The following is a 20,580-nucleotide window of genomic DNA, read 5'->3' as shown; positions in this document are numbered from 1 at the left end:
ACGTCGCCGGGCCGACAAGTGAAATAACCCGCACCGGTTCGCCAGGAGCAGGGCGGAACCCTCCACCGCACGGCTCCGCCTCGCTGCCGGCGAGGTCACCGTCCGAGCGCGCGCGTGACGGCCGACTTGATCTCCTCGTCGTCCGCGCCGAGCAGACGTGCGTCCCGGACGAAGATGGCAGCACGTTCGTGGAGAACCTCCTCGGACGCGCGGCGGGGGTTGACAGCGACACGGGTTCCCCCGCCGCGTCGGGAGATGATCAGCCCGGCGACCTCCAGTTCCCGGTATGCCCGGGCCACCGTTCCGACCGCCAATCCCAGATCGGAGGCGAGTTGGCGCAGCGGCGGCAGTCGCTCCCCGGGCCCGAGCACCCCGTACTCGATCAGATCCGAGAGCTGCCGGCGCAGTTGTTCGTACGGGGGCGTCGGGTCGTCGGTCGAAACGGTCAGGGTCGGCCGCCCGGTCATGCCGCGGCCTCGTGCGCGGCGGGCTTCTCGGGGACGAGGACGGCGGTGGTGCACCAGGCGGTGAAGGCGATCACCGCGGGCAGCACGGCGAGCAGGAACCAGCCCACCGGCTTGCCCCAGGCCGGGCCGCACGCCGTCGCCAGCAGTGTCCACGCGGCAGTCGCGCAGACCCCGGCGAGCGGGAGGCCCACCAGGATTCCGCCGGCGCCGGCGACTGCCCGCGCGGCGCGACGGCGCAACAGGTCGTCCACCCGGATCAGATCGGCGGTACTGCCCAGCCGCGGCCGGCGAACGATGCTGCGAAGCACGACATACGCGGTGACCAGGCCGAGTAGCACGAGGACGGCAAGCGGAATCGAGTAGAACGACCCCGGCCACGGGCCGTGCCCCTCGGAGGTCGTGGGAGGACAGTGCAGCTTCAACGCCCGTCCAGGATTCCCGAAGTCGTCCGGGCCGCCGCTGGCGGTCGTGACGGCCAGCAGCGCCGCCAGCCCAGCAGCCGCGACGGCTACCGCCCCGCTGAGGCGGCGCGGAAGGTAGTCCCCGACGGTGCGGACCTCCACGGCCGCGCTTCGCGTCGCACCCCTCGGCGGAGCCACCCTAGACTCGCTGACCAGCACACTCACCAGGACGGACAGCCCGAAAACCGGCGCAGCCAGCAGCGCTCCCAGCTCGAGCGGGTCCGATGCCGCCGTTCCGGCACCCAACGCCATGCCGACGATCACTCCCGTCCACCGCCACCTCGTGGTGCGACGGACCGCCTCCTGGTGCACCCCGTCCAGCGCGTGGCGGGCCGACCGGGCCCGCCACCACGACACGGTCACGGCGACCGCACTGACCACGAGATACAACACGGTCACGATGATCGGGAAGCCGCCCATGAGACCCCTCCGCTTGTGTCAGTCGCTCGACACAACAATGGTCGCGGGAGGTCGGCCTTTGTGTCAATTACTTGAGACAACTTGCGGTGGAGCCCGCGCCGTCACGACGCACGATCTAGGCGGTCGCACCGCACGAGATCGCACGTCATCGGGTTGTCACACGGAAGGGTCCCAGGCTGCGAGCCGATCGAAGATGCGACGGTCGCCCTCGAACTCCAGCGCATCCAGCGGTATGCGGCCGTAGAAGAACAGGACCAGGTCACTGGCCGTACCCCGGGCGGAGACGTCGGCCGCGTCGAGGTCCGCGCCGGCAGCGGACGTGAGGTGGGCGACCTGTGCGCCGTCGCCGGAAAGCCGGAGGCGCCAGGAGCGACCCTCGACGGCGTGGTAGTCGACGACGGCGGGGGCGTGTGGCCAGGCGACCGTCGTCGCGCAGAGGGTGAACTGGCAGTCGTCGAAACCGTCGAGGGCGACCTCCTCCGACAGCGGCTGCGGGGCACCCACCGTGAGCTGGACGTCGTAGGTGTGCACCGCGATCTCGGGAACCTGGCGTCGCGCCCAGGCGCCCGACGTCTGCGGTGACGGCGAGTCGTCCCACCACGTACAACAGCCGCGATCCGGGCCGGCCGCACGCAGCGCGCTCGTCAACTGCTCGACGGACTCGGCCCACCAGGCCAGCAGAGCGTCGCGATCCCGAGGCGCACCCGCACCGTCCTCCCACGCCGACGTCTCCGGGGGCGCGTCCGCGGGCCCGGCGGCGACGATGGCGGCCGTCTTACGACGGCCCAGGCCCACGTGTCGTACGAGATCGAACAGCGTCCGCTCGGGATGGGTCGGCACCTGAAGGTCGAGGCTGGGCGCCGCGGCGACCGCAGCACGGAAGGCGGTCGACCGTTCCTCGATCAACCGCAGATGATCCAGGAACGTGAGAGTCTTGGGCACCCGGCTTTCTAGCACGGGGCTCCGACGACCGGACAACGGATTTCGCAGCCGAGGTGGCGTCCCCGCTCACGCTGCCGCCTCCCCATTGAAGTGGTCACCGGACCGGGACGATGGTGGCGGCCAACACCTGCCATCTGCCGTCCTCACGCACCCACAGCCGGGTGTAGCGCAACCGCGCGGACACCACAGTGCCGCCCTGAACCGCGTCCACCGCGGCGACCATCCGCGTCATCCCGGTCTCACCGTCTTCCTGGACGTCGAGCGACTCCTCCACCAGGTTCGTGATCCGCAGGGCCCCCGAGCGATGGCTCTCCAGGTCGTCTTCCTTCGAGAAGATCGCGCCATCGGGTCCGGCGCCCACGACCCGGGGGTGGAGAAGCGCGTCGAGGGCCTCGACATCGCCGCCGCGCTGAGCGGCCTGGAGTTGCCGTTCCGCAGTATGGAGATCCATCCACCGATCCTCGCCAGCGCCCCCGCCACCGGACAAGCGGCTTCGCTCGCGGCAGAACGGCAACGGCACTCGGCGCGGCGGACGACCGGCCGGCTCTGCGCTGGTGGGCGACGGACGAGTCGACCTGTATGCCGGATTGTGAAGGGTGCACGTGCTCTGAGCAGGCGTTTCACCCTCCTAACAGCCTCTCAGGGCGTCGTCAGGGCGTCTGACTTTCCGACTGAACACTGGCACCTCTCGACGGGAGGGCAGGCCAGGACGGATCGCCAATCAGGTGCCGGACTCGCATCACAGCACTCTCATCGCCGTTGGTGGCAGCCCCGACCAGCCTTTCAACCTCGACGAACCGAACGTAGGCGTCACGTAACAGCTTCGCCTTGAAGGGCGGGTTGGGAAAGCCTGCGCTTGCTCCGAACGTTCCATCTGTGTACAGCTGCCACCAGCAGTTCTTACGAACACCCTCGGCGACGTAGGAGATCGCAGCCTGCCTGCAAGAGAACTCGGGCATGATGTCGTGGCATTGCCGGCAGAGGGGAACCAGGTTCTCAGGTTCGTTCGAGCCGCCGAGCGCCCAGTCATGCAGATGCGCTCTCTCCAACCACCCACCTGCCGATCTCCACACCGCAGCAAGACTTCCCTGCGTGTCGTCAACTGGTGCCAGCCAACTGCACCTGAAGCAGAACGGCTCGCCCCAGCCGATGTAATGGGCATAGAGATTGGGGAAAATTGCCTCATAACGAGGCATCCAATACTCCGCTACCCGGTACAGGCTGGGCATCGCTCCGCGACTTTGAGCCATCCGATCCTCCCGTGTGAATTCATCACCTTGCGGGACGTTAACTCGGACGTACGACAGAGGTAGCAGTGGAGAACCATATGAGGCCATCAGAAACCCAATGCTTACGTCGCTGCCCGGTACAGGTTGTCGATGGCCTGCCTGGTGTGTTCCTCGCTGGCCGGCATCAGGTGCGTGTAGACCCGGAGCGTGAAGCAGGGTCGGCGTGGCCGAGGTACGACGCCAGGGCCTTGATGTTCTTCCCCGCATCCAGCAGCGACGAGGCGTAGAAGTGGCGCAGCGCGTGCATGCCGGTGGCCCGGGTCGGCGTGATGCCGGCCGCCCGTACGGCAGGGCGCCAACTCTTGTCGTCGAAGGTGTGCCGGTTGATCGCACCCCGCCGGGTGGTGGTGAACAGCAGCGGCACCGTCACCCGCTCCTCGTCGGCCGGGTTCTCCCACGGCAGGGTGAGCGACACCGGCGGGAAGTCGTCGATGTGCTGACGCAGCACCAGAGCGACGGAGTCGGGCAGCGGTATCCGGCGGTCCCGGTCGTTCTTGGGCAGGCCGAAGACGAGCCGGGAGCGGACGAGCTTGACCTGACGCGAGACGTGCACCCACCCGGCGTCAAGGTCGATGTCGTCGACGCCGAGCCCCAGGATTTCGCCCTGCCGCAGACCGCAGCCGGCGCCCAGATCGACCATCGCCCGGTACCGCTGGGCGAGGCCACCGCGGATTGCCGAAACCTGGTCGTAGCGCAGCGGCACCACCCGACGCTGCACCGGTCGCGGCGCGGTGACCGACTTCGCCGAACACGGGTTCTTCGCGATCCGTTCGTCGTCGACGGCCGCGCCGCTTAACGGCCTAGACAACCTCCGCGGCTGCCGATGCCATCCGACTCCGCCTAGCATCGCCTGATGAGTGGAGTGCCACCGGTCCCCGTCACGATCCAGCAGGACTGCACCGGGCCTGGCGATGCCTGGCTACTTCCCCGGTTGCAGATGCGGCTGCTACCAGCAGAGGCGCCCATTCACGTGCCGCGAGCGAAGCTAGGCGGCCAACCCGTTTGGCTCGGACCGCCCACCTGGCCGCTGTCTCGTAGCCTGGGGACACCCATGATGTTCGTCGGCCAGATCCCCATTCCCGGTGAACCCATGAGTCTCGCCTACCTGTTCGTCACCGACGATCCTCAAGGCACGGCCGAGACCTTCGACGGTTAGGCCGGCGAGAACGCACTCCTGGTTCAACCCTGTGGCCGCATCCCACCCTTCATCGCTACGACCGACACGGCCACCGGTCCGTCCCTGTGGCGACGGGGCACGACATGGGACGAGCATGTAGGCGTCGAACTCGCCGTGGACCTGGTTCCACCGGACCCAGCCGCCGAGGCAACCCTGGACGCGGAGATCGCACGCCAAGAGGCCGAACGGGCAGGCGTACTGCTGGACCTCACCGACGCTGTCGATGCGCACGGCAGCGAGCTTCCGCCCTACAGCTACGTCGGGGGCAAGGCCCACCTATGGCAGACCGATCTTCAGGGAATACCGGCCGACTGGCGGTTCCACTTCCAACTTGACGGCGGCGAGGGCCACGGACCCGATGACGCCTACGCCCTCAACTTCGGCGGAGGGACCGGATACGCCTTCCTCTCTCCGGACCTCCGCGAAGGCCGCTTCTTCTGGGATTGCGTCTGACGCGTACGTCAATCCGACAACCGGTGCCCTGGCGCGATCTTGTCAAGTATCTGCTGGGACGCAACTGTCAAGCATGTCCCGGGGCACGACACTGTGGGCCGATCGCTGTCCTCCGTCGACGGATGTGCGACATGCGTCGGCCAGGTGATCTGCGACGCCTCGGCGGGGCATCCGCGGGCGGTCGCCCCGGGTAGGCTCTCGACACTTCGGCCCCATGATCCGTTCGGAGGTTTCAGTTGTGGCCGACGACCACCTGCCAGCAGATATGACCGGCAATGGGATCGTCGTTTTCTCAGGCCCTCCGTGCTCGGGTAAAAGCACGGTCGTCAAGGCGATGGCGTCTCAGCCCGGACGGAGGCACCTGGAGGTCGACGCTCTGTTCGACCTCCTCTTTCCTGCGTCCGACAGGAACCGCGACGACCGCATGGGGGCCTACGACGGCGCGCATCTCCTGGCTCGGATGCTCGTCGATCGGGGACAGACTGTGTTCCTTGAATGCACCTATGCGCGTCGTGATCAGCGTGGCAGCCTGCTGAAAGCGTTAGCCGGCTCCCCTGCGCCGCTATGGATCGTTGAGTTCTTCGTGGCTTCTGACGAGGCAGTGACCAGGTTCCGGGCGCGGCGTCAAGCCACGGATCTCGACGAGGATCTCGTCCGCGAACGCGCCGACGCCTTCCCCTACTCCGACCAAGCTCTCCGCGTGGAGTCGTCCTTCGGGACACCGCAGGAACAGGCCGGGCGCATCCTCACTTGGCTGCAGCAGGGCCCTCAGCCAGTAGACCGGAACGCGTGGGCGCAAGCCGGGCGAGATTGGACCTAACAGAACCCCGGCGTCTACGGGGCTGCGTGCCTCCAAGTGCACTCATGTACCTCTAGGTTCAACGCGCCGTCGCGGATCACCTGGCGGATCTGTGTCGCACATCAGTTGTCGGACCACACTGTGAGCCGATCGCTGTGAGCCGATCGCACCTTGCCGAATTGCTCTGTTTTGGATCAAGGCACCGCCCCACGGTCGCGATCTCAGCTCAGCGCGAGTTCATTCGGAAAGCGCTCATGAAGCGTGGCGACCAGACGGCGTAGGCAGTCCTCAAGGCTATGGCCATCGACCCTGATCGCCTGACCAGGGAGCCGCTGACCCGAGACCACCACCGTCCAGGGCTTGCGCTCCCGCTCCCCGTCGATCTTGACCATCGCGACCAGGCCCATCTCCCCCAGGTGCTCCAGCAGCTCCGGCACGCACTCGTCCCACGTCATCCACGAATGGGATCACCGAGGCCGCTACGGAAGCCAGCGGGCCGGCCTGGTCGTGCGTCAGGGCTTCCGTCTGCCGCGCCAGTCCAACCCCGGGACTGGCTTGCCACCGGATCACCGGGTCGCGGCACCAGCTCCACCACCAGGACGTGTCCGACCCTCCCCCGCAGCCGCCGGCCCCGCTCCGGAACCATCGAGCGGCGGCCCCTCAGACGGCCCACAGCGGCGCAGCCAACCCGACCCGAGGAGAGGTCAGTCTGAGCCGGCGCTCAGGGCGTCTCCAGGGCGTCTAGGGCGTCGTCAGGGCGTCAAACGCCGGGCCAAAGTTGACCATGAACGACCATCGACGCCCGGACATAGAACCAGCTCAGAGCCATGATCGAGGCTCTGAGCTGGTGGGCGACGGACGAGTCGACCTGTACGCCGGATTCTGTGCCCGGCACGCCCGAAGGCGCACCGGCGGCGGCCATCCATCTAGGCCTGCCGTCGCCGGCAGGCTCCAGCGGCCTACCCGCAGACATCGGGCGGGCAGCCCTCAAGCGTCTGCGCGGGTCGTCATCTTGCGGTGACGGCCCTTTCTTGGCCTTGCTCCGGGTGGGGTTTACCGAGCCACCCCGGTCACCCGGGGTGCTGGTGGGCTCTTACCCCACCGTTTCACCCTTACCGTCCCGTGACGGGCCGGCGGTCTGTTTTCTGTGGCACTGTCCCGCGGGTCACCCCGGGTTGCCGTTAGCAACCACCCTGCCCTGTGGAGTCCGGACGTTCCTCGGCGGCGGGCCGGAGCCCGCCGACGCGACCGCCCGGTCGACTCGTCCGTCGCGCCCCCATCCTAACGACGCTCCCCCGGACATCGTCTTGCGGATCATGCGCCGCCTAGCGGCGGACGTTCCGACCGTTGGTAGGCCGGCGGCCCGTTGGCTGATGTGCGCTACCGGGGTAGGCCAACTCCGCGTGGCGGGAGAAGCCCCTCGCGGACCTGAAAGGCCGCGCGGGAGGGCATCCAGCGTGGCTGACGAGAACGGCAGGCTCGGTCTGCCACTCACCAATCCGCACCCGGCGCCCTCGGATGGGGGGACCTCAGGGTGCAGTGCTGCGCGGCCGAAGCTGGTGAGAAGCTCTCTGCCCATGGCCGGGGGAAGCAAAACAGGTTATCCACGCTCGAACGAGTGTGCGCAATATCCTTAAAAGGAACTAAGTCTGACACTATGTGCCGTGATCGACTCAAAACATAAACATCGTAGCCGAGCCTGCACAGATCGTCAATAAGATGAGTGTCGCGTTCGGAAAAATCATATTCAAGGATCAAATCGGGGCGATGACGAGCAATCGTTTCATTCGCTCCCGCAAGAACATCACGCTCATGTCCTTCAACATCAATCTTTATTAGATCCACTCGGGATAGTTCGGTTCTTGCGATGATCTCGTCGAGCGTCACCATCGGCACAAGCGCACTGGAGGTCGGGCCCTCAACCACTCTCGTAGCTCCACTATTATTTGGGTCGCGCAGCAAGGAAGTCACCCCTCGCTTTGAACCCACGGCCACCTGGAAGCAGTGGCTGGTGGCGAACTCGACATCATGTCGCTTCATATTAGAAGCGAGGACTTCATACATTTCTTCGGCCGGCTCCATCGCAACAACAGTCCGTGCGCCGGCCCGATGGGCCGCGAACAGTGACATCAATCCGCAATGAGCTCCCACGTCTACGAAGCAACTCCCTCCCGAGCGCCGCGAAAGCATCTGCCCAATTTCGTGCAACGTGCCAGCTTCATAGGTACCCAAGTAATAGATGTTCCGTTCCACCGAGCCCTGGAGCGGCCCTCCCAGCGGATCTACTCTGAGCAGAATGTCGAATCCGTATTGCGTGGGAACGTCAATACAACCTCGAATTGACGGGAGGAGCCGCCGAGCCAGGGCATACTGGAGGCCAATCGAATTTCCGGGCCAACCTCTACACAGAAGTTTATTCAGCTGTCGCATTCGACGAAATCGCCACAAGCTGACTGAGTTTAACGAAAAATCTACCTGCATTTCAATTACGCTTCAGCAATGCAAGGAGGCCCGCGCGTTGGGCCGTGTGGTCCGGAATCATGTCGCGACTGCCATCGGCCAATCGATAGCGGGTACTGTAGTGCCGCGATTCGTGCGCTTGGATGAGCAATGTCAGCGTGTTCTTCTCTACCGCATCAACTCTATGAACGTCATCTGAGCTCAAGCTCATTGTCGACCCAACACCTAAGACCGACGTTTCCGCAGGTACCGCAACATCATCGTCTTTTATCGTAAACCTCGTGACAGTTAATGCACCCGACAGCACTAGCGAACAAAAAGCATATCGGTGATTGTGTACGCTAGCCGCAAATCTGCCGGCCTGCGCAAAAATGGCCGGCGACTGATATTGGTGGAGCCATACGTAATAGGATCGCCGACGGTGGCCCAAGTACCACTTATTGTGGGTGGTCTTTTCAACCGATCGATGATCGACCTCATAGAACTCGTCGCTCGAGAGCTGGGCGAACCATGCCGAAAAAGCTCCAAACGGCCCCGTTTCAGCTTGGAGCAAGGCAACAGCCTGCTCGCGAGCCGCATATGGATTTTGCTGCCAGGGCAGGGGATCAAGCACGGGAAAGCCGTGTAGCGGTGACGCGTGGCCAAAAAAGGAGGACATCTATTCTTCCGTTGCTGCGAGCGAGGATCTGAGGCAAGTCATCCTACACCCCAGCGACGATCACCAACTCCGCATTCACCGCGTGCGCCTAGATGCGTCGAAGGTGCTCTGCGAAAGAACCCATGTAGATGGCGTATTTTTCTCGCCAGCCCGCTACGTCTTCGGTAGACACTTCACGGCGCGCCACCGAACCGAGGGTGCTGAGTAACTCTCCCTCCGGCGTGCCTGAATCGAAACTGATTTTTTCTTCAGCTATCTCCAATCTCCGGAATAACTCCAGACGCTGGTACTCGTAGAAAAAGGAACCTGCCCTGAAGCAGAAGGTCTCCGGAAAGTTGAACTCTTCGGCCTCTGGATGCCGATACCACGAGCCATACACGAAGTCATCGAATATCTCTATCCTTGTTGTGCCGGTCGCCGCACTCAGGGCGATATCGATTGGACAGATGTGACGACAATCGAAGAGTGCGACGATTGACATTAGGACCTCGTCCTCAATCCGGTGAAACAACTCCTCATCCACTGGGTTCGGCGCTTCGCGTCTTTGTCTATCGGATGCCGCTCGCCAGACGGCCTTCGTCGCCCGCGGGTCGAGCATTGCAATTTTCACCTGTTGCGGAGTGTGAGGAGAACGGCGAAGACGAGCCGCGACGTACTTCGCGCTCACTCCTCGAAAAGCATATAGATTGGTTGACGCGAGACTGTTGCTTATAGCCTCGTTGAATCTTGGATTGAATTCGTCACTCGGAGGATAGACCGCCACGGGAAGAAACCTGTCGTAGTGGCCGCCCATGGTCCTGACCAATTCGCCACGCAACTCGCTATTGTGCTCACGGACTACATCGAGAAGTATCTGCTCCTGAACTCTCGTACTGAGCAGGAAGAACGTCACGGCAAATATCACCGAAGCGATCAAGTTGAGACCGATCGCGGAGAGTAGTTCGTCGAGGGTTAACGTGCCGTCGCGACCAGCCAGCACCGCCCCGCCGACTATCGTCACCAAGCCCGCTAGCCCGACAGCATACCGGCTTAGCGTTTGCCTAAGTTTATTCTGCTGATCCGTCACCTCAACCTGCCCTCGTTCGCAAAATTTTCGACAATTCGAGGGAAAGGCTGAATCGCCTAAACTGCGACTGTTCGCCAAGACGAAACAGTGACCAGATTGAGGACCTTTGGGAGGCAATGAAAGAACGTGACAAAAACCCATGAATCGCTAATTCATTAACGGAACTGATCAAGTGCGTAGGAATTCCCGATCGCAAGGCGCAATCTTGGACCCTGGACGTGTGACTTCGTGGCAATCCACCCTCCCCAGGATAGGCCTGTTCATCGAGTTGCGGACCCGCCCCGCCACGTGCCACGGGCACTGCCACCATCGCTGCCCTCGCACGACTCGTCTCCAAGTAGTCGGATAACCGACAGCTATTTTCCCGGAGCTTGAGTACGCGCGGCTGGTGGCGTAGCAGCGGTCACCAGGAGGCCGTTCCGTCTCCTTCGGCCGGAGGGCACTACATTGCGATGACCAGAGGCCCGGCCCTAGCAGCCGGGCGGGGCTCGGACGGGCAACGCCACAAAGCCGATCTGCGGAGGGCTTCTCCCCGGGGACGCCGTCACCACGCAGAGATGAGCTGCTCGTCGAAGATCTACTCGCCGGAGCCGGGCTCGTTCACCTTCTGCACGGCAGCGCCGACCGTCATGGGTGAAGACCACGATGCCACTCGTCACAGGCGCTGTCACCGGACGGCTCTCGAACCCGAACGTCGCCCTCACCCGCACCGCATCGTCGGAGGCCGGCACGACTAGGAGGGGTGTCGCTGAGGATCGCGTATCCGCCGAATCAGGTCGGCGCCCGCGTATCTGTCAGGAAGGGGGACTGCTAACGCCGCAGGGTAGCGAAAGGTTGAGTTCCGGCCGGGCGTACTAGCCTCGGGAATCATGAATCTCTCCGACGTCGCGCTGCTGGTCGTCGCCGGTCTGGCCGCGGGCACGGTGAACGCGGTCGCCGGCGGCGGCTCGCTGATCACGTTCCCGGCGCTGATCGCGACCGGGCTGCCGCCGGTGGCGGCCAACGTGTCGAACTCGGTGGCGGTCTTCCCCGGCTACGTGGCGAGCGTGGCGGGCAGCCGGGCGGACCTGCCGCGCGGTCGGGCGCTGTGGTCGCTGCTGCCCACCGCCGCGGTGGGCACGGTGGTTGGTTGCGTGCTGCTGCTGGCCACCCCGGCCCGGGCGTTCGAGGTGGTGGTGCCGTTCCTGGTGCTCGGCGCGACCGCGATCCTCGCGTTCCAGGATCCGCTGCGCCGGCTGGTCGGCCATCCGGCGCGGCTGAGCCCGCGCCGCCGTACCGTCACCGTGCAGACCATGGTCCTGGTCGGCACGGTGTACGGCGGCTATTTCGGCGCGGCGCTCGGGGTGATGCTGGTGGCCGGGCTGGCGCTGGTGCTGGATGCGACGCTGGCCCGGGTCACGGCGGTGAAGAACCTGCTCTCGGCCATGGTGGGGCTGACCACGCTGGTGGTGTTCGCGTTGTTCGGCCCGGTGCAGTGGGTGGCCGTCGCGGTGGTCGCGCCGGCCACCCTGGTCGGGGGGTACGCGGGCGCCCGGCTGGCCCGCCGGCTCCCGGCGGTGGTGTTGAAGACGGTCATCGTGCTGTTCGGCACGGTGATCGGCCTCTACCTGCTGTGGCGGGCGCTGACCTGACCGGCCGTCAGTAGGCCTCCCCCACCGGCTCCTCCGGGGCGTGCTCGGCGGTGCGGGCGGCCCGGTTCCACACCACCCGTTCGCCGTAGCCGGCGGCCATCAGGTGGCCGAAGGCGAGGTAGACCAGCACGCCGACGGCGAGGACCCCGAAGCCGACCCAGAACGGCAGCGCCAGGCCGTGTTCGGCGAGCTTGCCGGAGATGATCGGGGCGGGTGCGGCGGCGCCCCAGCGGACCAGGTTGAACGCGCCGGTGGCGACGCGCCGGTCGGCGGAGCCGAGGCCGAGTGCCAGGTCGGTCAGGTTGGCGTTGGCCAGGCCCATGAACAGGCCGGCGATCACGAGCACGACCAGCGACATGGCGGTGCCGGTGGAGGTGGCGAAGAGGACCATGCAGAGCAGCAGGCCTCCGACGGCCACGCCGACGGTCTGCACCGCGCCGATCCGGTGGGCGAGCCGGTGCCCGATCAGCAGGATGCCGGCGGCCAGGCCGAGGCCCCAGCCGGTGAACGCCAGGCCCAGCGGGATGACGTCGAGGCGCAGGAACAGCGGCGTGTAGCCGAGCACCACGAAGAAGACGAAGTTGTAGGCGGCGGTGACCACGCAGAGGGTGATGAACGCCGGCTTGCGGTAGGTGGCGAAGATCTGGCCGACGCGTACCGGTGCCTGCTTGTTCGTGGGTTCGCGGAGCTTGCGGGCGGCGACGCCGAGCGCGAGCACCATGAAGATGCCGCAGACGAAGAACGGCAGCCGCCAGCTCACCTCGCCGAGCAGGCCGCCGATCAGCGGGCCGACGGCGAAGCCGAGGCCGAGCGCGGTCTCGAAGAGGCCGACCACCCATTCCCGGTCGTTGGCGAGGTTGACCAGCACCACCATGGCGGTGGCGAAGAACATCGCGTTGCCCAGCCCCCAGACGCCGCGCAGCACGGAGAGCTGGACGATGTCGTTGCTGAACGAGGCGAGGATGGCGGCCAGGCCGACCACCGAGACGCCGGTGACGAGCACCGGTTTGAAGCCGAACCGCCCGCTGGCCAGGGTGGCCGGGATCATGCCGACGGCCATCACCGCGATGTACGCGGTGAAGAGCAGTTCGACCTGCCAGGCGGTCACGCCGATGGCCTCGCCGATGGCGGGCAGGATGGGGTCGACCACCGCGATGCCGGCGATGGCGAGGAACGCCACGAGCGTGGTGGCGTAGATGGCACTGCGGTTGGGCTCGGATCGCCGATCCACTCCGCAACCTCCCAGATAGCTGTATCGTACAGGTAATTTCCTTGTATCATACAGCTATGAGCGACGACGACCACGCGAAGGAAGTCACACTCGGTCGGATCGAGACCGAGGTCGCCCTGCTGATGCGGCTGGGCGAGGCCACCCGGCGCGGCACCGGCACCATGGAGCACCGGCTGCTCGACCGCGCCGCATACGTGATCCTGCGGCACCTCGACGTGGCCGGGCCGCAGAACGTCTCGGCGCTCGCCGCCCGGCTCAACCTGGACGGGTCCACGGTCACCCGGCAGGTCTCCGCGCTGCAGCGCGACGGGCTGATCGCGCGTACCCCCGACCCGGCCGACGGACGCGGCACGGTGATCTCCGCGACGCCGGCCGGGCTCCAGCGGATGGCGGCCGTGCAGGCCGCCCGCACCCGGCTCTACGGCGAGATGCTGGCCGGCTGGTCCGAGACGGACCGCGACACCCTCGCCGAACTGCTGCACCGCCTCAACGAGGCGCTCGACGCGCGCAACCGCCGCCGCTGAGGTGTTAAAAGGGGCCCCCGCCTATGCAGAATGCGTTAAGCGGGGGCCCCTCCTTCTACGCCACCGGTTCGGGGGCGGAGGCGGCGCGGTCGGCGCTGGTCGCGCGCGGCGTCCCCTCGTCGGCGAAGTAGTCGTCGGGCGTGGTGCCGTCCGGCCCGTCGGCCACCTTCGCCGCCCGCAGCACCAGCGTGCCCAGCGCGGCCACCACCAGGTTCACCAGCACCGCCACGATCCCCACGTAGATCGTCTTCTTGGTGTCGAAGCCGAACTCGGAGAGCGGGAACGCCGAGCCGGCGAAGTGCTTCTTGCCGGTCGCCGGGTTGCCGATCTGGTAGAGCATCCACATGCCCAGGCCCATGCCGGCCACCCAGCCGGCGATCAGCGCGCCCCGGTGGAACCAGCGGGTGTAGAGGCCCAACGCCACCGCCGGCAGCGTCTGCAGGATGATCACGCCGCCGATGAGCTGGAGGTCGATGGAGAACTGCGGGTCCAGGAAGACGATGCAGGCCACCGCCCCGACCTTCACCACCAGCGAGGTGATCTTCGAGACGTTCGCCTCCTGCGCCGGGGTGGCGTCCCGCTTCAGGTACTCCTTGTAGATGTTGCGGGTGAACAGGTTCGCCGCCGCGATCGACATGATCGCCGCCGGCACCAGCGCGCCGATGCCGATCGCCGCGTACGCGACGCCGGCGAACCAGTCCGGGAACTGCTGGTCGAAGAGCAGCGGCACCACCGTGTTGCCGTCCACGCTGCCGGCCTTCGCGCCGGGCAGCGGCTTCACGTTCGCCGCGATCGCCATGTAGCCGAGCAACGCGATCAGCCCGAGCAGCAGGCTGTACGCCGGCAGCGCGGACATGTTCCGCTTGATCACGTCCCGGTTCCGGCTGGCCAGCACGCCGGTGATGCTGTGCGGGTAGAGGAACAGCGCCAGCGCCGAGCCGAACGCCAGCGTCACGTACTGCAGCTGGTTGTTGGCGTTGAGCAGGATGCCGTCGCCGGGTGCCGGGGTCGCCTGGAACTTCGCGTCGGCGGCGTCGAAGATGCTGCCCCAACCGCCCAGCTTGTAGGGCAGGTAGATCACCGCCACCAGGATCACCACGTAGATCAGCGAGTCCTTGACGAACGCGATCAGCGCCGGCGCGCGCAGCCCCGACTGGTAGGTGTAGGCGGCCAGGATCGCGAACGCGATGATGATCGGCAGGTGCCGGGCCAGCGCGCTGTCCCCGGTCACCCCCATCGTCTTCAGCACCGCCTCGATGCCGACCAGCTGCAACGCGATGTACGGCATGGTGGCGACGATGCCGGTGATCGCCACCAGCAGCGCCAGGACCGGCGAGCCGAACCGGTTGCGGACGAAGTCGGCCGGGGTGACGAAGCCGTGCCGGTGCGACACCGACCAGAGCCGGCACAGCACCAGGAACACCAGCGGGTAGATGACGATCGTGTACGGCACGGCGAAGAAGCCCGCCGCGCCGGCCCCGAAGATCAGCGCCGGCACCGCCACGAACGTGTACGCGGTGTAGAGGTCACCGCCGACCAGGAACCAGGTGATCCAGCCGCCGAAGCTGCGCCCGCCCAGCCCCCACTCGTCGAGGTGGGCCATGTCCTGCGGCCGGCGCCACCGGGCCGCCACGAAACCCATGGCGCTGACCAGCAGGAACAGCACGGAGAAGACGATGATCTCGGTGAGGTGGTCGCGCCACATCAGTGCTCACCCCGCTTCCTGGTCATCCGGTAGACCAGCGTGGTGGTGCCGACGCCCAGCAGGATCCAGGCCAGTTGCAGCCAGTAGAAGCGCGGGAAACCGAACAGCCGCGGCGAGTCGGCGTTGAAGAACGCCGGGATCAGCGGCACCACGATCGGGATGAGGAGCAGCCAGTTCCAGGGACTCTTGTCCTTCGCCCGGGATCGCGCCGTGTCCGGCGCCTCCGGTTCCGGTGCGTCCATGTGACACCCTCCGGGAGGTCGTAGCGGGCCATGTGACGGCCGGAGGCTACGACCATGTGAGCGCGGTCACGTTCGACTGGCGGACGTCGATGCGCCGAGCGGCCGCCCGGCTGCGCCGAACGGCCGCCCCGGGTCAGAGGTTCCGGAGGTGCGCGGTGTCGTTGACGAGGCGGACCGCGACGCCGCCGTCCGGGTACAGGTCGAGCACCGAGACGCCCGCGGTGTCCAGGTAGAGCCGGTGCAGGAACGCGTCGCCGGCGGCGAGCGCGTCGCGCAGCACCAGCTTGATCGGCGAGACGTGCGAGACGACCACCACGGTCTCCCCCGGGTACGCCGACCGCAGCCGGTCCACCGCCCGGCCGGTGCGCGCGGCGACCGCCGTGAACGACTCCCCCTCCGGCGGGGCGACCCGGGTGGAGGCGAGCCAGGCGTCCAGCTCACCCGGCCAGCCCTCGCGCACCTCGGCGAAGGTGCGCCCCTCCCAGATGCCGAAGTCGCACTCGATCAGGTCGTCGTCGGGGCGTACCGGCGGGTTGCCGACCAGCGCGGAGACCGCCTCGGCGGTGGCCGTACACCTCGACAGCGGCGAGCTGACCACGGCCGCGACGGACGGCGCCAGCTCGGCCACCCGGGCGGCGGTGGCCCGGGCCTGGGCCCGGCCCCGCGCGGTCAGCGGCACGTCGCCGCGACCGGAGTAGCGCTTCTGAACGGTGCGCTCGGTCTCCCCGTGGCGCACCAGGATCAGCCGGGTGCCCTCCTCGGTCGGGCGGGGCTCCCAGGACGCCGGGGTGGTGGCCGGGTCGGTGCCGGTGGCCTTCGCGGTGGCGGCGCGGGCCGCGACCTCGCGAGCCGCGGCACGGGCGGGCGAGTCCGGGCCGGCGACCTCGCGCGGCGGCTCCGCGACCCGCGCCGCCGTCGGGGGCTTGCCGGCGGCGGCGTCCATGGCGGCGTTGGCCAGGGCGTCGGCGTGCCTGTTGCGCTCGCGGGGGATCCAGGTGAACCGGACCGCGTCGAACCGGCCGACCAGCGCGGCGGCCTGGGCGGCGAGCGGGCGCAGCCCCGGGTGCTTGATCTGCCAGCGGCCGCACATCTGCTCGACCACCAGCTTGGAGTCCATCCGCGCCTCGACCTCGGCGGCGCCCAGCTCGGCGGCGGCCTCCAGCCCGGCGATCAGGCCCCGGTACTCCGCCACGTTGTTGGTCGCCGTGCCGATCGACTCCGACCGCTCGGCCAGCACCTCACCGGTCTCCGGGTCCCGGACCACCGCGCCGTAGCCGGCCGGCCCCGGATTGCCCCGCGAGCCGCCGTCGGCCTCGATCACCACCGCGCGCACCGCCACGACGGCTACAGCCCCGACTCGTTGGTGCGGACCATGATCCGGCGGCAGTCCTCGCAGCGGACCACGTCGTCCGGGTCCGCCTTGCGGATCCGGGCCACGTCGGCGCCGGAGAGCTCCAGCCGGCAGCCCCCGCAGCGACCGCCGGTGAGCAGCGCGGCGCCCAGGCCGGTGTCCTCGCGGATCTTGTCGTAGAGGGTGACCAGGTCGGTCGGCAGGTCGTCGGCGAGTGGCCGGCGGGAGGTGCGCTTGAACTCCTCCTCCTTGGCGATCTCGGCGAGCGCGTCGTCGCGGCGCTGCTCGGCCGCGCCCCGGCGCTCCCGGGCCTCGGCGAGGCGGCTCTCGATGCCGTCCAGCACGCCCTGCGCGGTCTCCCGCTGCTCCATCAGCTCCAGCTCGGCGTCCTCCAGGTCGCTCTGCCGGCGGTTCAGCGAGACCAGTTCGTGCTGGAGCGCCTCCAGCTCCCGGGCCGGGCCGCTGCCCGAGGCCAGCCGCGCCTCGTCCTTGCTCTTGCGCGCCCGCACCTGGTCGACGTCCTTCTCCAGCCGGGCGATGTCCCGGTCCAGGTCGTCGACGGCCACCTGGGCACGGACCCGCTCGTCCTCCAGCGCCGACAGCTCGCGCGCGAGCGCCTCCAGCTCGGCCCGTTCCGGCAGGCTCCGGCGGCGGTGCGCCAGCTGCGCGAGCGTGGTGTCGATCGCCTGCAGGTCGAGCAGGCGACGCTGCACCTTCGGGTCAGCCTTCACGGTCGGGGCTCCTTGTCGTCGTCCGGTCGGGGCGCGGCGGCGTGCACGGTCCAGGGGTCGGTGTCCAGGTCGGACACCACGGTCTCGACGCCCAGCTCGGCGGCCAGGTGGGCGGCCAGGTCGTCCAGCCACGGTCGTTCGGTCGCCCAGTGGGCGGCGTCCAGCAGGGCCGGGCCGCCGGCGGCGAGGTGCTCCCCGGCCGGGTGGTGGCGCAGGTCCGCGGTGAGGAACGCGTCCACCCCGGCCGCGGCCGCGTCGGCGAGGAAGCCGTCCCCCGAGCCGCCGCTGACGGCGAGGGTACGAACCATACGCCCGGGATCCCCGGCGGCGCGAACGCCCCAGGCGGTGACGGGGAGCACGGCGGCGGCCAGCCGGGTCAGCTCGGCCAGCGTCATCGGGGTGGGCAGCTCGCCCACCCGGCCGATGCCCCGGCCCGGCCCGTCGGCCGGCGACCCGGGGCGGGGCGGGTGCAGCGGGCGCAGCCCGGTCAGCCCGAACCGGGCGGCGAGCGCGTCGGACACCCCGGGGGCGGCCACGTCGGCGTTGGTGTGGGCCACGTACAGGGCCACGTCGGCCTTGATCAGCCGGTGCACGATCCGGCCCTTGTACGTGGTGGCGGCCACCGAGTAGACGCCGCGCAGCAGCAGCGGGTGGTGGGCGACGATCATGTCGGCGCCGGCGGCGAGCGCCTCCTGGACCGTCTCCGGGACCACGTCGACCACGCAGGCGACCCGGCGCACCGGGTGGTCGGGCTCGCCCAGCACCAGACCGACCCGGTCCCACTCCTCGGCCCAGGCGGGCGGGTAGCGGCGGTCCAGGGCGGCCACCACGTCGGCGACCGTGGGCGGGGATCCGGTTGTGCTCACGGCCGGCCAGCTTACCGGCGTCCGGCGGGCGACACGTCCACGGCGGGCGGGCAGGGCCCCCGGACCTCGCCGGGAGGCCCCGTGCTCACACCGCGCGGGCGACCGGCACGACGGGTCGCGCCGCGCCGCGCAGGGCGGCCAGGCCGGCGTCCCAGGGGAAGGCGTCCAGGTGCCGCTCGCCGGTGCCGGGGGCGTGCAGGCGGACCACGTGGTCGCCGAAGACCACCCGGACGCCCCACTCGGCGAGCCGGGCCAGGCTGGACCGGAACGCCGGGTGCCCGGCCATCGCCACGTTGGTGTACGGGACGGCGGCGATCGGCACCCCGAGCCCCTGCGCCTCGACCAGCAGGCCGAGCGCGAGCGTGTCGGTGATGCCCACCGCCCACTTGTTGACCGTGTTCACCGTGGCCGGGCAGACCAGCATGGCGTCCGCCGCGGGCAGCACGTCCGGGTCGCCCGGGTTCTTGTAGTGCGTCCGGACCGGGTGGCCGGTCTGGCGGGCCAGCGCCGCCCGGTCGACGAACTTCGCGCCGTCCGGCGTGGTGACCACGCAGACCGCCCAGCCGTCGGACTGGGCGAGGTCGACCAGCCGGCCGACGTGACGGGCCAGCGGCGAACCGCAGGCGATGACGTAGAGCACCCCGCGGTGCCCGGTGCTGGTGTGCGGACCGCTCATCCGGTCGGGCCCGCGCTCATACTCCGACTCCCATGTGCTCAGCCAACTCCGCAATCGGCGGCGGCGGCGCACCCCGTGTGCGACGGAGGACCTCGGACATGAGTTCGTGGGCGATCGGCCGGCACCGGATCTCCGACGGCGCGAGCCGGTCGCCCTGCAGGAGCATGTCGCCGGCGTTGCCGACGTCGCCGATCTGGGAGTAGGCCCGGGCCAGGTCGAGCAGGTGATGCGCGCGCCGTTCGGGCAGCAGCGCGTTGAACGCGTGCCCGTTCATCCGCTGGTGGGTCTCCACCGCCCGACCGCCGTCACCCAGCTCGACCGCTGCCGCGGCGCGGTGCAGCTCCAGGTTGGTCGGGCCGAACGAGGTCCAGTAGTGGTTGTGGTCGCCGCCGAGCAGGACGGCCGCCTCCCCGGCCCCGCTGAGAAGGTCGTCCACGGTCGCCGAGTCACCGATGCGGGCGGCGGCCATCGCGCCCTGGAGCAGCAGCATGCCGTAGACGGAGAGCCGCCTCGGGTCGGCGTCGTTGTCGCCGCCGGGGGCGAGCCGGTCGGCGATCCGGACGTTGAGTTCGAGCGCGGGGCGGGGCCGACCCATCGCGACGAGGGCGTTGCAGACCCGGGTGGTGGCGATGCCGGCGAGCAGCGGGTCGTCGGCGCGCTGGGCCACCGCCATCGAGCGGTCGGCGGCCAGCCAGGCCAGGTTGCACTCGCCCAGCTTGCGCAGCACCGAGGAGGCGATCTGGTAGACCTGCCCGAGCAGGTGGGCGGCCTCGCGGCGCTGGTCGTCGCCGCCGTAGACGGCGTCCGCCGCCTGGGCGTCGCGCAGCAGCTTGGGCAGCGCGCGGGTGAGCATGCCGTAGCGGCCGTACTGGTAGGTGAGCCAGGCGTGGTTGACGGCCTTGCGCATGTCGTCCAGCGGCGGCGGGTAGGGCGCGGCGTCGAAGTAGGCGCTCATCGAGTCGTAGCGCTCCAGGGCGGTGCGGATCTCCTCCACCTCGACCTGGTCGATGCAGTTGAGCGCGTCGGTGCGCCGTTCCGGGTCCTTGCCGTGCAGCAGTTGCACGTCGATCTGGAGGATGTCGGCGATCTCGTAGAGCACGGAGAACTTGTCCAGCCGGCGGACGCCGCGTTCCACCTTGTCCACCCAGCTCTTCGACTTGCCGAGCCGGTCGGCGAAGACCTGCTGGGACATCTTGCGGCGGCTCCGCCAGTAGGCCACCCGCCGACCTATGGGTAGTTCGTCCATCCCTGCCCCCTCCCCCGGTCAGCGCCGGCGACCACCCCCACGTGCACCAGGTTTGCCCTGGTCGCACAGGTTGTGCGTCAGCCGTCCAGCCAGTTCTCGTAGTTTTCGTGCAAGTTGCACCGGCCGTTCGTCAACTCAACGATCGCGGGTTACGGCAGTGACGGTTCTCGACGTGTGGCGGTGGA

At 68.2% G+C, this 20,580-nt stretch carries 22 protein-coding genes and 1 other RNA gene; 4 read left to right on the top strand and 19 right to left on the bottom strand.

Annotated features, from left to right (window positions below):
• Nucleotides 1-95: 95 nt before the first annotated feature.
• The 6 genes from GA0070213_RS06735 to GA0070213_RS06715 form a co-directional block, all read right to left on the bottom strand.
• Nucleotides 96-467, bottom strand: a complete 372-nt coding sequence (locus GA0070213_RS06735; protein WP_091059101.1) for a GntR family transcriptional regulator — start codon at nt 465-467, stop codon at nt 96-98.
• Complete coding sequence (locus GA0070213_RS06730) at nt 464-1,348, bottom strand: hypothetical protein (protein WP_091059097.1); 885 nt, start codon at nt 1,346-1,348, stop codon at nt 464-466. Before GA0070213_RS06730 ends, GA0070213_RS06735 begins: the two co-directional genes overlap by 4 nt.
• Before the next feature lie 156 nt (nt 1,349-1,504).
• The gene (locus GA0070213_RS06725; protein ID WP_091059094.1) at nt 1,505-2,290 is read right to left on the bottom strand and encodes a maleylpyruvate isomerase family mycothiol-dependent enzyme; all 786 of its coding nucleotides are present in this window, start codon (nt 2,288-2,290) and stop codon (nt 1,505-1,507) included.
• 94 nt (nt 2,291-2,384) lie between these two features.
• The gene (locus GA0070213_RS06720) at nt 2,385-2,741 is read right to left on the bottom strand and encodes a nuclear transport factor 2 family protein (RefSeq protein ID WP_091059091.1); all 357 of its coding nucleotides are present in this window, start codon (nt 2,739-2,741) and stop codon (nt 2,385-2,387) included.
• Nucleotides 2,742-2,940: 199 nt separating this feature from the next.
• Nucleotides 2,941-3,519: an HNH endonuclease signature motif containing protein gene (locus tag GA0070213_RS31030; RefSeq protein ID WP_175441235.1), complete on the bottom strand. Its 579-nt coding sequence runs from the start codon at nt 3,517-3,519 to the stop codon at nt 2,941-2,943.
• A gap of 184 nt (nt 3,520-3,703) precedes the next feature.
• Nucleotides 3,704-4,387, bottom strand: coding sequence for a tyrosine-type recombinase/integrase (locus tag GA0070213_RS06715; protein WP_245716285.1), 684 nt, complete (start codon nt 4,385-4,387; stop codon nt 3,704-3,706).
• 483 nt (nt 4,388-4,870) lie between these two features.
• Here GA0070213_RS06715 and GA0070213_RS06710 point away from each other — a divergent pair, with 483 nt between their 5' ends.
• Both GA0070213_RS06710 and GA0070213_RS06705 read left to right on the top strand, forming a co-directional pair.
• Nucleotides 4,871-5,209 (top strand): hypothetical protein, encoded by a 339-nt coding sequence (locus tag GA0070213_RS06710; protein WP_091059088.1) that lies wholly within the window; start codon nt 4,871-4,873, stop codon nt 5,207-5,209.
• Between the two features lie 214 nt (nt 5,210-5,423).
• Nucleotides 5,424-6,029 (top strand): P-loop nucleotide/nucleoside kinase family protein, encoded by a 606-nt coding sequence (locus GA0070213_RS06705; RefSeq protein ID WP_091059084.1) that lies wholly within the window; start codon nt 5,424-5,426, stop codon nt 6,027-6,029.
• Between the two features lie 200 nt (nt 6,030-6,229).
• Here the strand turns inward: GA0070213_RS06705 and GA0070213_RS06700 are convergent, their stop codons facing one another.
• The 5 genes from GA0070213_RS06700 to GA0070213_RS31020 all read right to left on the bottom strand — a co-directional run bounded on the left by GA0070213_RS06700 (nt 6,230) and on the right by GA0070213_RS31020 (nt 10,192).
• On the bottom strand, nt 6,230-6,463 hold the full coding sequence (locus GA0070213_RS06700; protein ID WP_091059080.1) for a hypothetical protein: 234 nt from the start codon (nt 6,461-6,463) through the stop codon (nt 6,230-6,232).
• Nucleotides 6,464-6,863: 400 nt separating this feature from the next.
• An RNA gene (rnpB, locus tag GA0070213_RS06695) (RNase P RNA component class A) lies at nt 6,864-7,272 on the bottom strand.
• A gap of 227 nt (nt 7,273-7,499) precedes the next feature.
• The gene (locus tag GA0070213_RS31425) at nt 7,500-8,198 is read right to left on the bottom strand and encodes an FkbM family methyltransferase (protein WP_281182266.1); all 699 of its coding nucleotides are present in this window, start codon (nt 8,196-8,198) and stop codon (nt 7,500-7,502) included.
• Between the two features lie 292 nt (nt 8,199-8,490).
• Complete coding sequence (locus GA0070213_RS31025; protein ID WP_139128635.1) at nt 8,491-9,081, bottom strand: cupin domain-containing protein; 591 nt, start codon at nt 9,079-9,081, stop codon at nt 8,491-8,493.
• A gap of 133 nt (nt 9,082-9,214) precedes the next feature.
• A complete protein-coding gene (locus GA0070213_RS31020) occupies nt 9,215-10,192 on the bottom strand; it encodes a hypothetical protein (RefSeq protein ID WP_139128634.1) in 978 nt (325 codons plus the stop codon).
• Between the two features lie 869 nt (nt 10,193-11,061).
• Between GA0070213_RS31020 and GA0070213_RS06680 the strand changes: the two genes are divergently transcribed.
• Nucleotides 11,062-11,823 (top strand): sulfite exporter TauE/SafE family protein, encoded by a 762-nt coding sequence (locus GA0070213_RS06680; protein ID WP_091059071.1) that lies wholly within the window; start codon nt 11,062-11,064, stop codon nt 11,821-11,823.
• Between the two features lie 7 nt (nt 11,824-11,830).
• On the opposite strand, the gene GA0070213_RS06675 is transcribed toward GA0070213_RS06680, so the two are convergent.
• Nucleotides 11,831-13,054, bottom strand: coding sequence for an MFS transporter (locus tag GA0070213_RS06675; protein ID WP_091059068.1), 1,224 nt, complete (start codon nt 13,052-13,054; stop codon nt 11,831-11,833).
• Between the two features lie 56 nt (nt 13,055-13,110).
• Between GA0070213_RS06675 and GA0070213_RS06670 the strand changes: the two genes are divergently transcribed.
• On the top strand, nt 13,111-13,578 hold the full coding sequence (locus tag GA0070213_RS06670) for a MarR family winged helix-turn-helix transcriptional regulator (protein ID WP_091059066.1): 468 nt from the start codon (nt 13,111-13,113) through the stop codon (nt 13,576-13,578).
• A 55-nt stretch (nt 13,579-13,633) separates the two neighbouring features.
• Here the strand turns inward: GA0070213_RS06670 and mctP are convergent, their stop codons facing one another.
• From mctP to GA0070213_RS06635, 7 genes are all read right to left on the bottom strand, one after another.
• A complete protein-coding gene (gene mctP / locus GA0070213_RS06665) occupies nt 13,634-15,283 on the bottom strand; it encodes a monocarboxylate uptake permease MctP (RefSeq protein WP_091059063.1) in 1,650 nt (549 codons plus the stop codon).
• Nucleotides 15,283-15,525, bottom strand: coding sequence for a DUF3311 domain-containing protein (locus GA0070213_RS06660; RefSeq protein ID WP_091059060.1), 243 nt, complete (start codon nt 15,523-15,525; stop codon nt 15,283-15,285). Before GA0070213_RS06660 ends, mctP begins: the two co-directional genes overlap by 1 nt.
• 133 nt (nt 15,526-15,658) lie before the next feature.
• Entirely contained in the window at nt 15,659-16,864 is a 1,206-nt protein-coding gene (locus GA0070213_RS06655; protein ID WP_091059057.1) for a bifunctional RNase H/acid phosphatase, read from the bottom strand.
• A 5-nt stretch (nt 16,865-16,869) separates the two neighbouring features.
• On the bottom strand, nt 16,870-17,607 hold the full coding sequence (locus GA0070213_RS06650; RefSeq protein ID WP_091059055.1) for a zinc ribbon domain-containing protein: 738 nt from the start codon (nt 17,605-17,607) through the stop codon (nt 16,870-16,872).
• Entirely contained in the window at nt 17,604-18,473 is an 870-nt protein-coding gene (locus GA0070213_RS06645) for a Nif3-like dinuclear metal center hexameric protein (RefSeq protein WP_091059052.1), read from the bottom strand. The genes GA0070213_RS06650 and GA0070213_RS06645 overlap by 4 nt, the downstream gene beginning before the upstream one ends.
• An 85-nt stretch (nt 18,474-18,558) precedes the next feature.
• Nucleotides 18,559-19,149 carry a flavoprotein gene (locus GA0070213_RS06640; RefSeq protein ID WP_091059049.1) on the bottom strand — a complete coding sequence of 197 codons (591 nt, stop codon included), beginning with the start codon at nt 19,147-19,149 and terminating at the stop codon, nt 18,559-18,561.
• A 16-nt stretch (nt 19,150-19,165) separates the two neighbouring features.
• Complete coding sequence (locus GA0070213_RS06635) at nt 19,166-20,395, bottom strand: helix-turn-helix domain-containing protein (RefSeq protein WP_091059045.1); 1,230 nt, start codon at nt 20,393-20,395, stop codon at nt 19,166-19,168.
• Nucleotides 20,396-20,580: the final 185 nt, after the last annotated feature.

The sequence above is a fragment of the Micromonospora humi genome (assembly GCF_900090105.1).
In the GTDB taxonomy this organism is placed as follows: domain Bacteria; phylum Actinomycetota; class Actinomycetes; order Mycobacteriales; family Micromonosporaceae; genus Micromonospora; species Micromonospora humi.
Note: the sequence above shows the minus strand (reverse complement) of the source record. Positions and strands in the feature narration are given on the sequence as shown.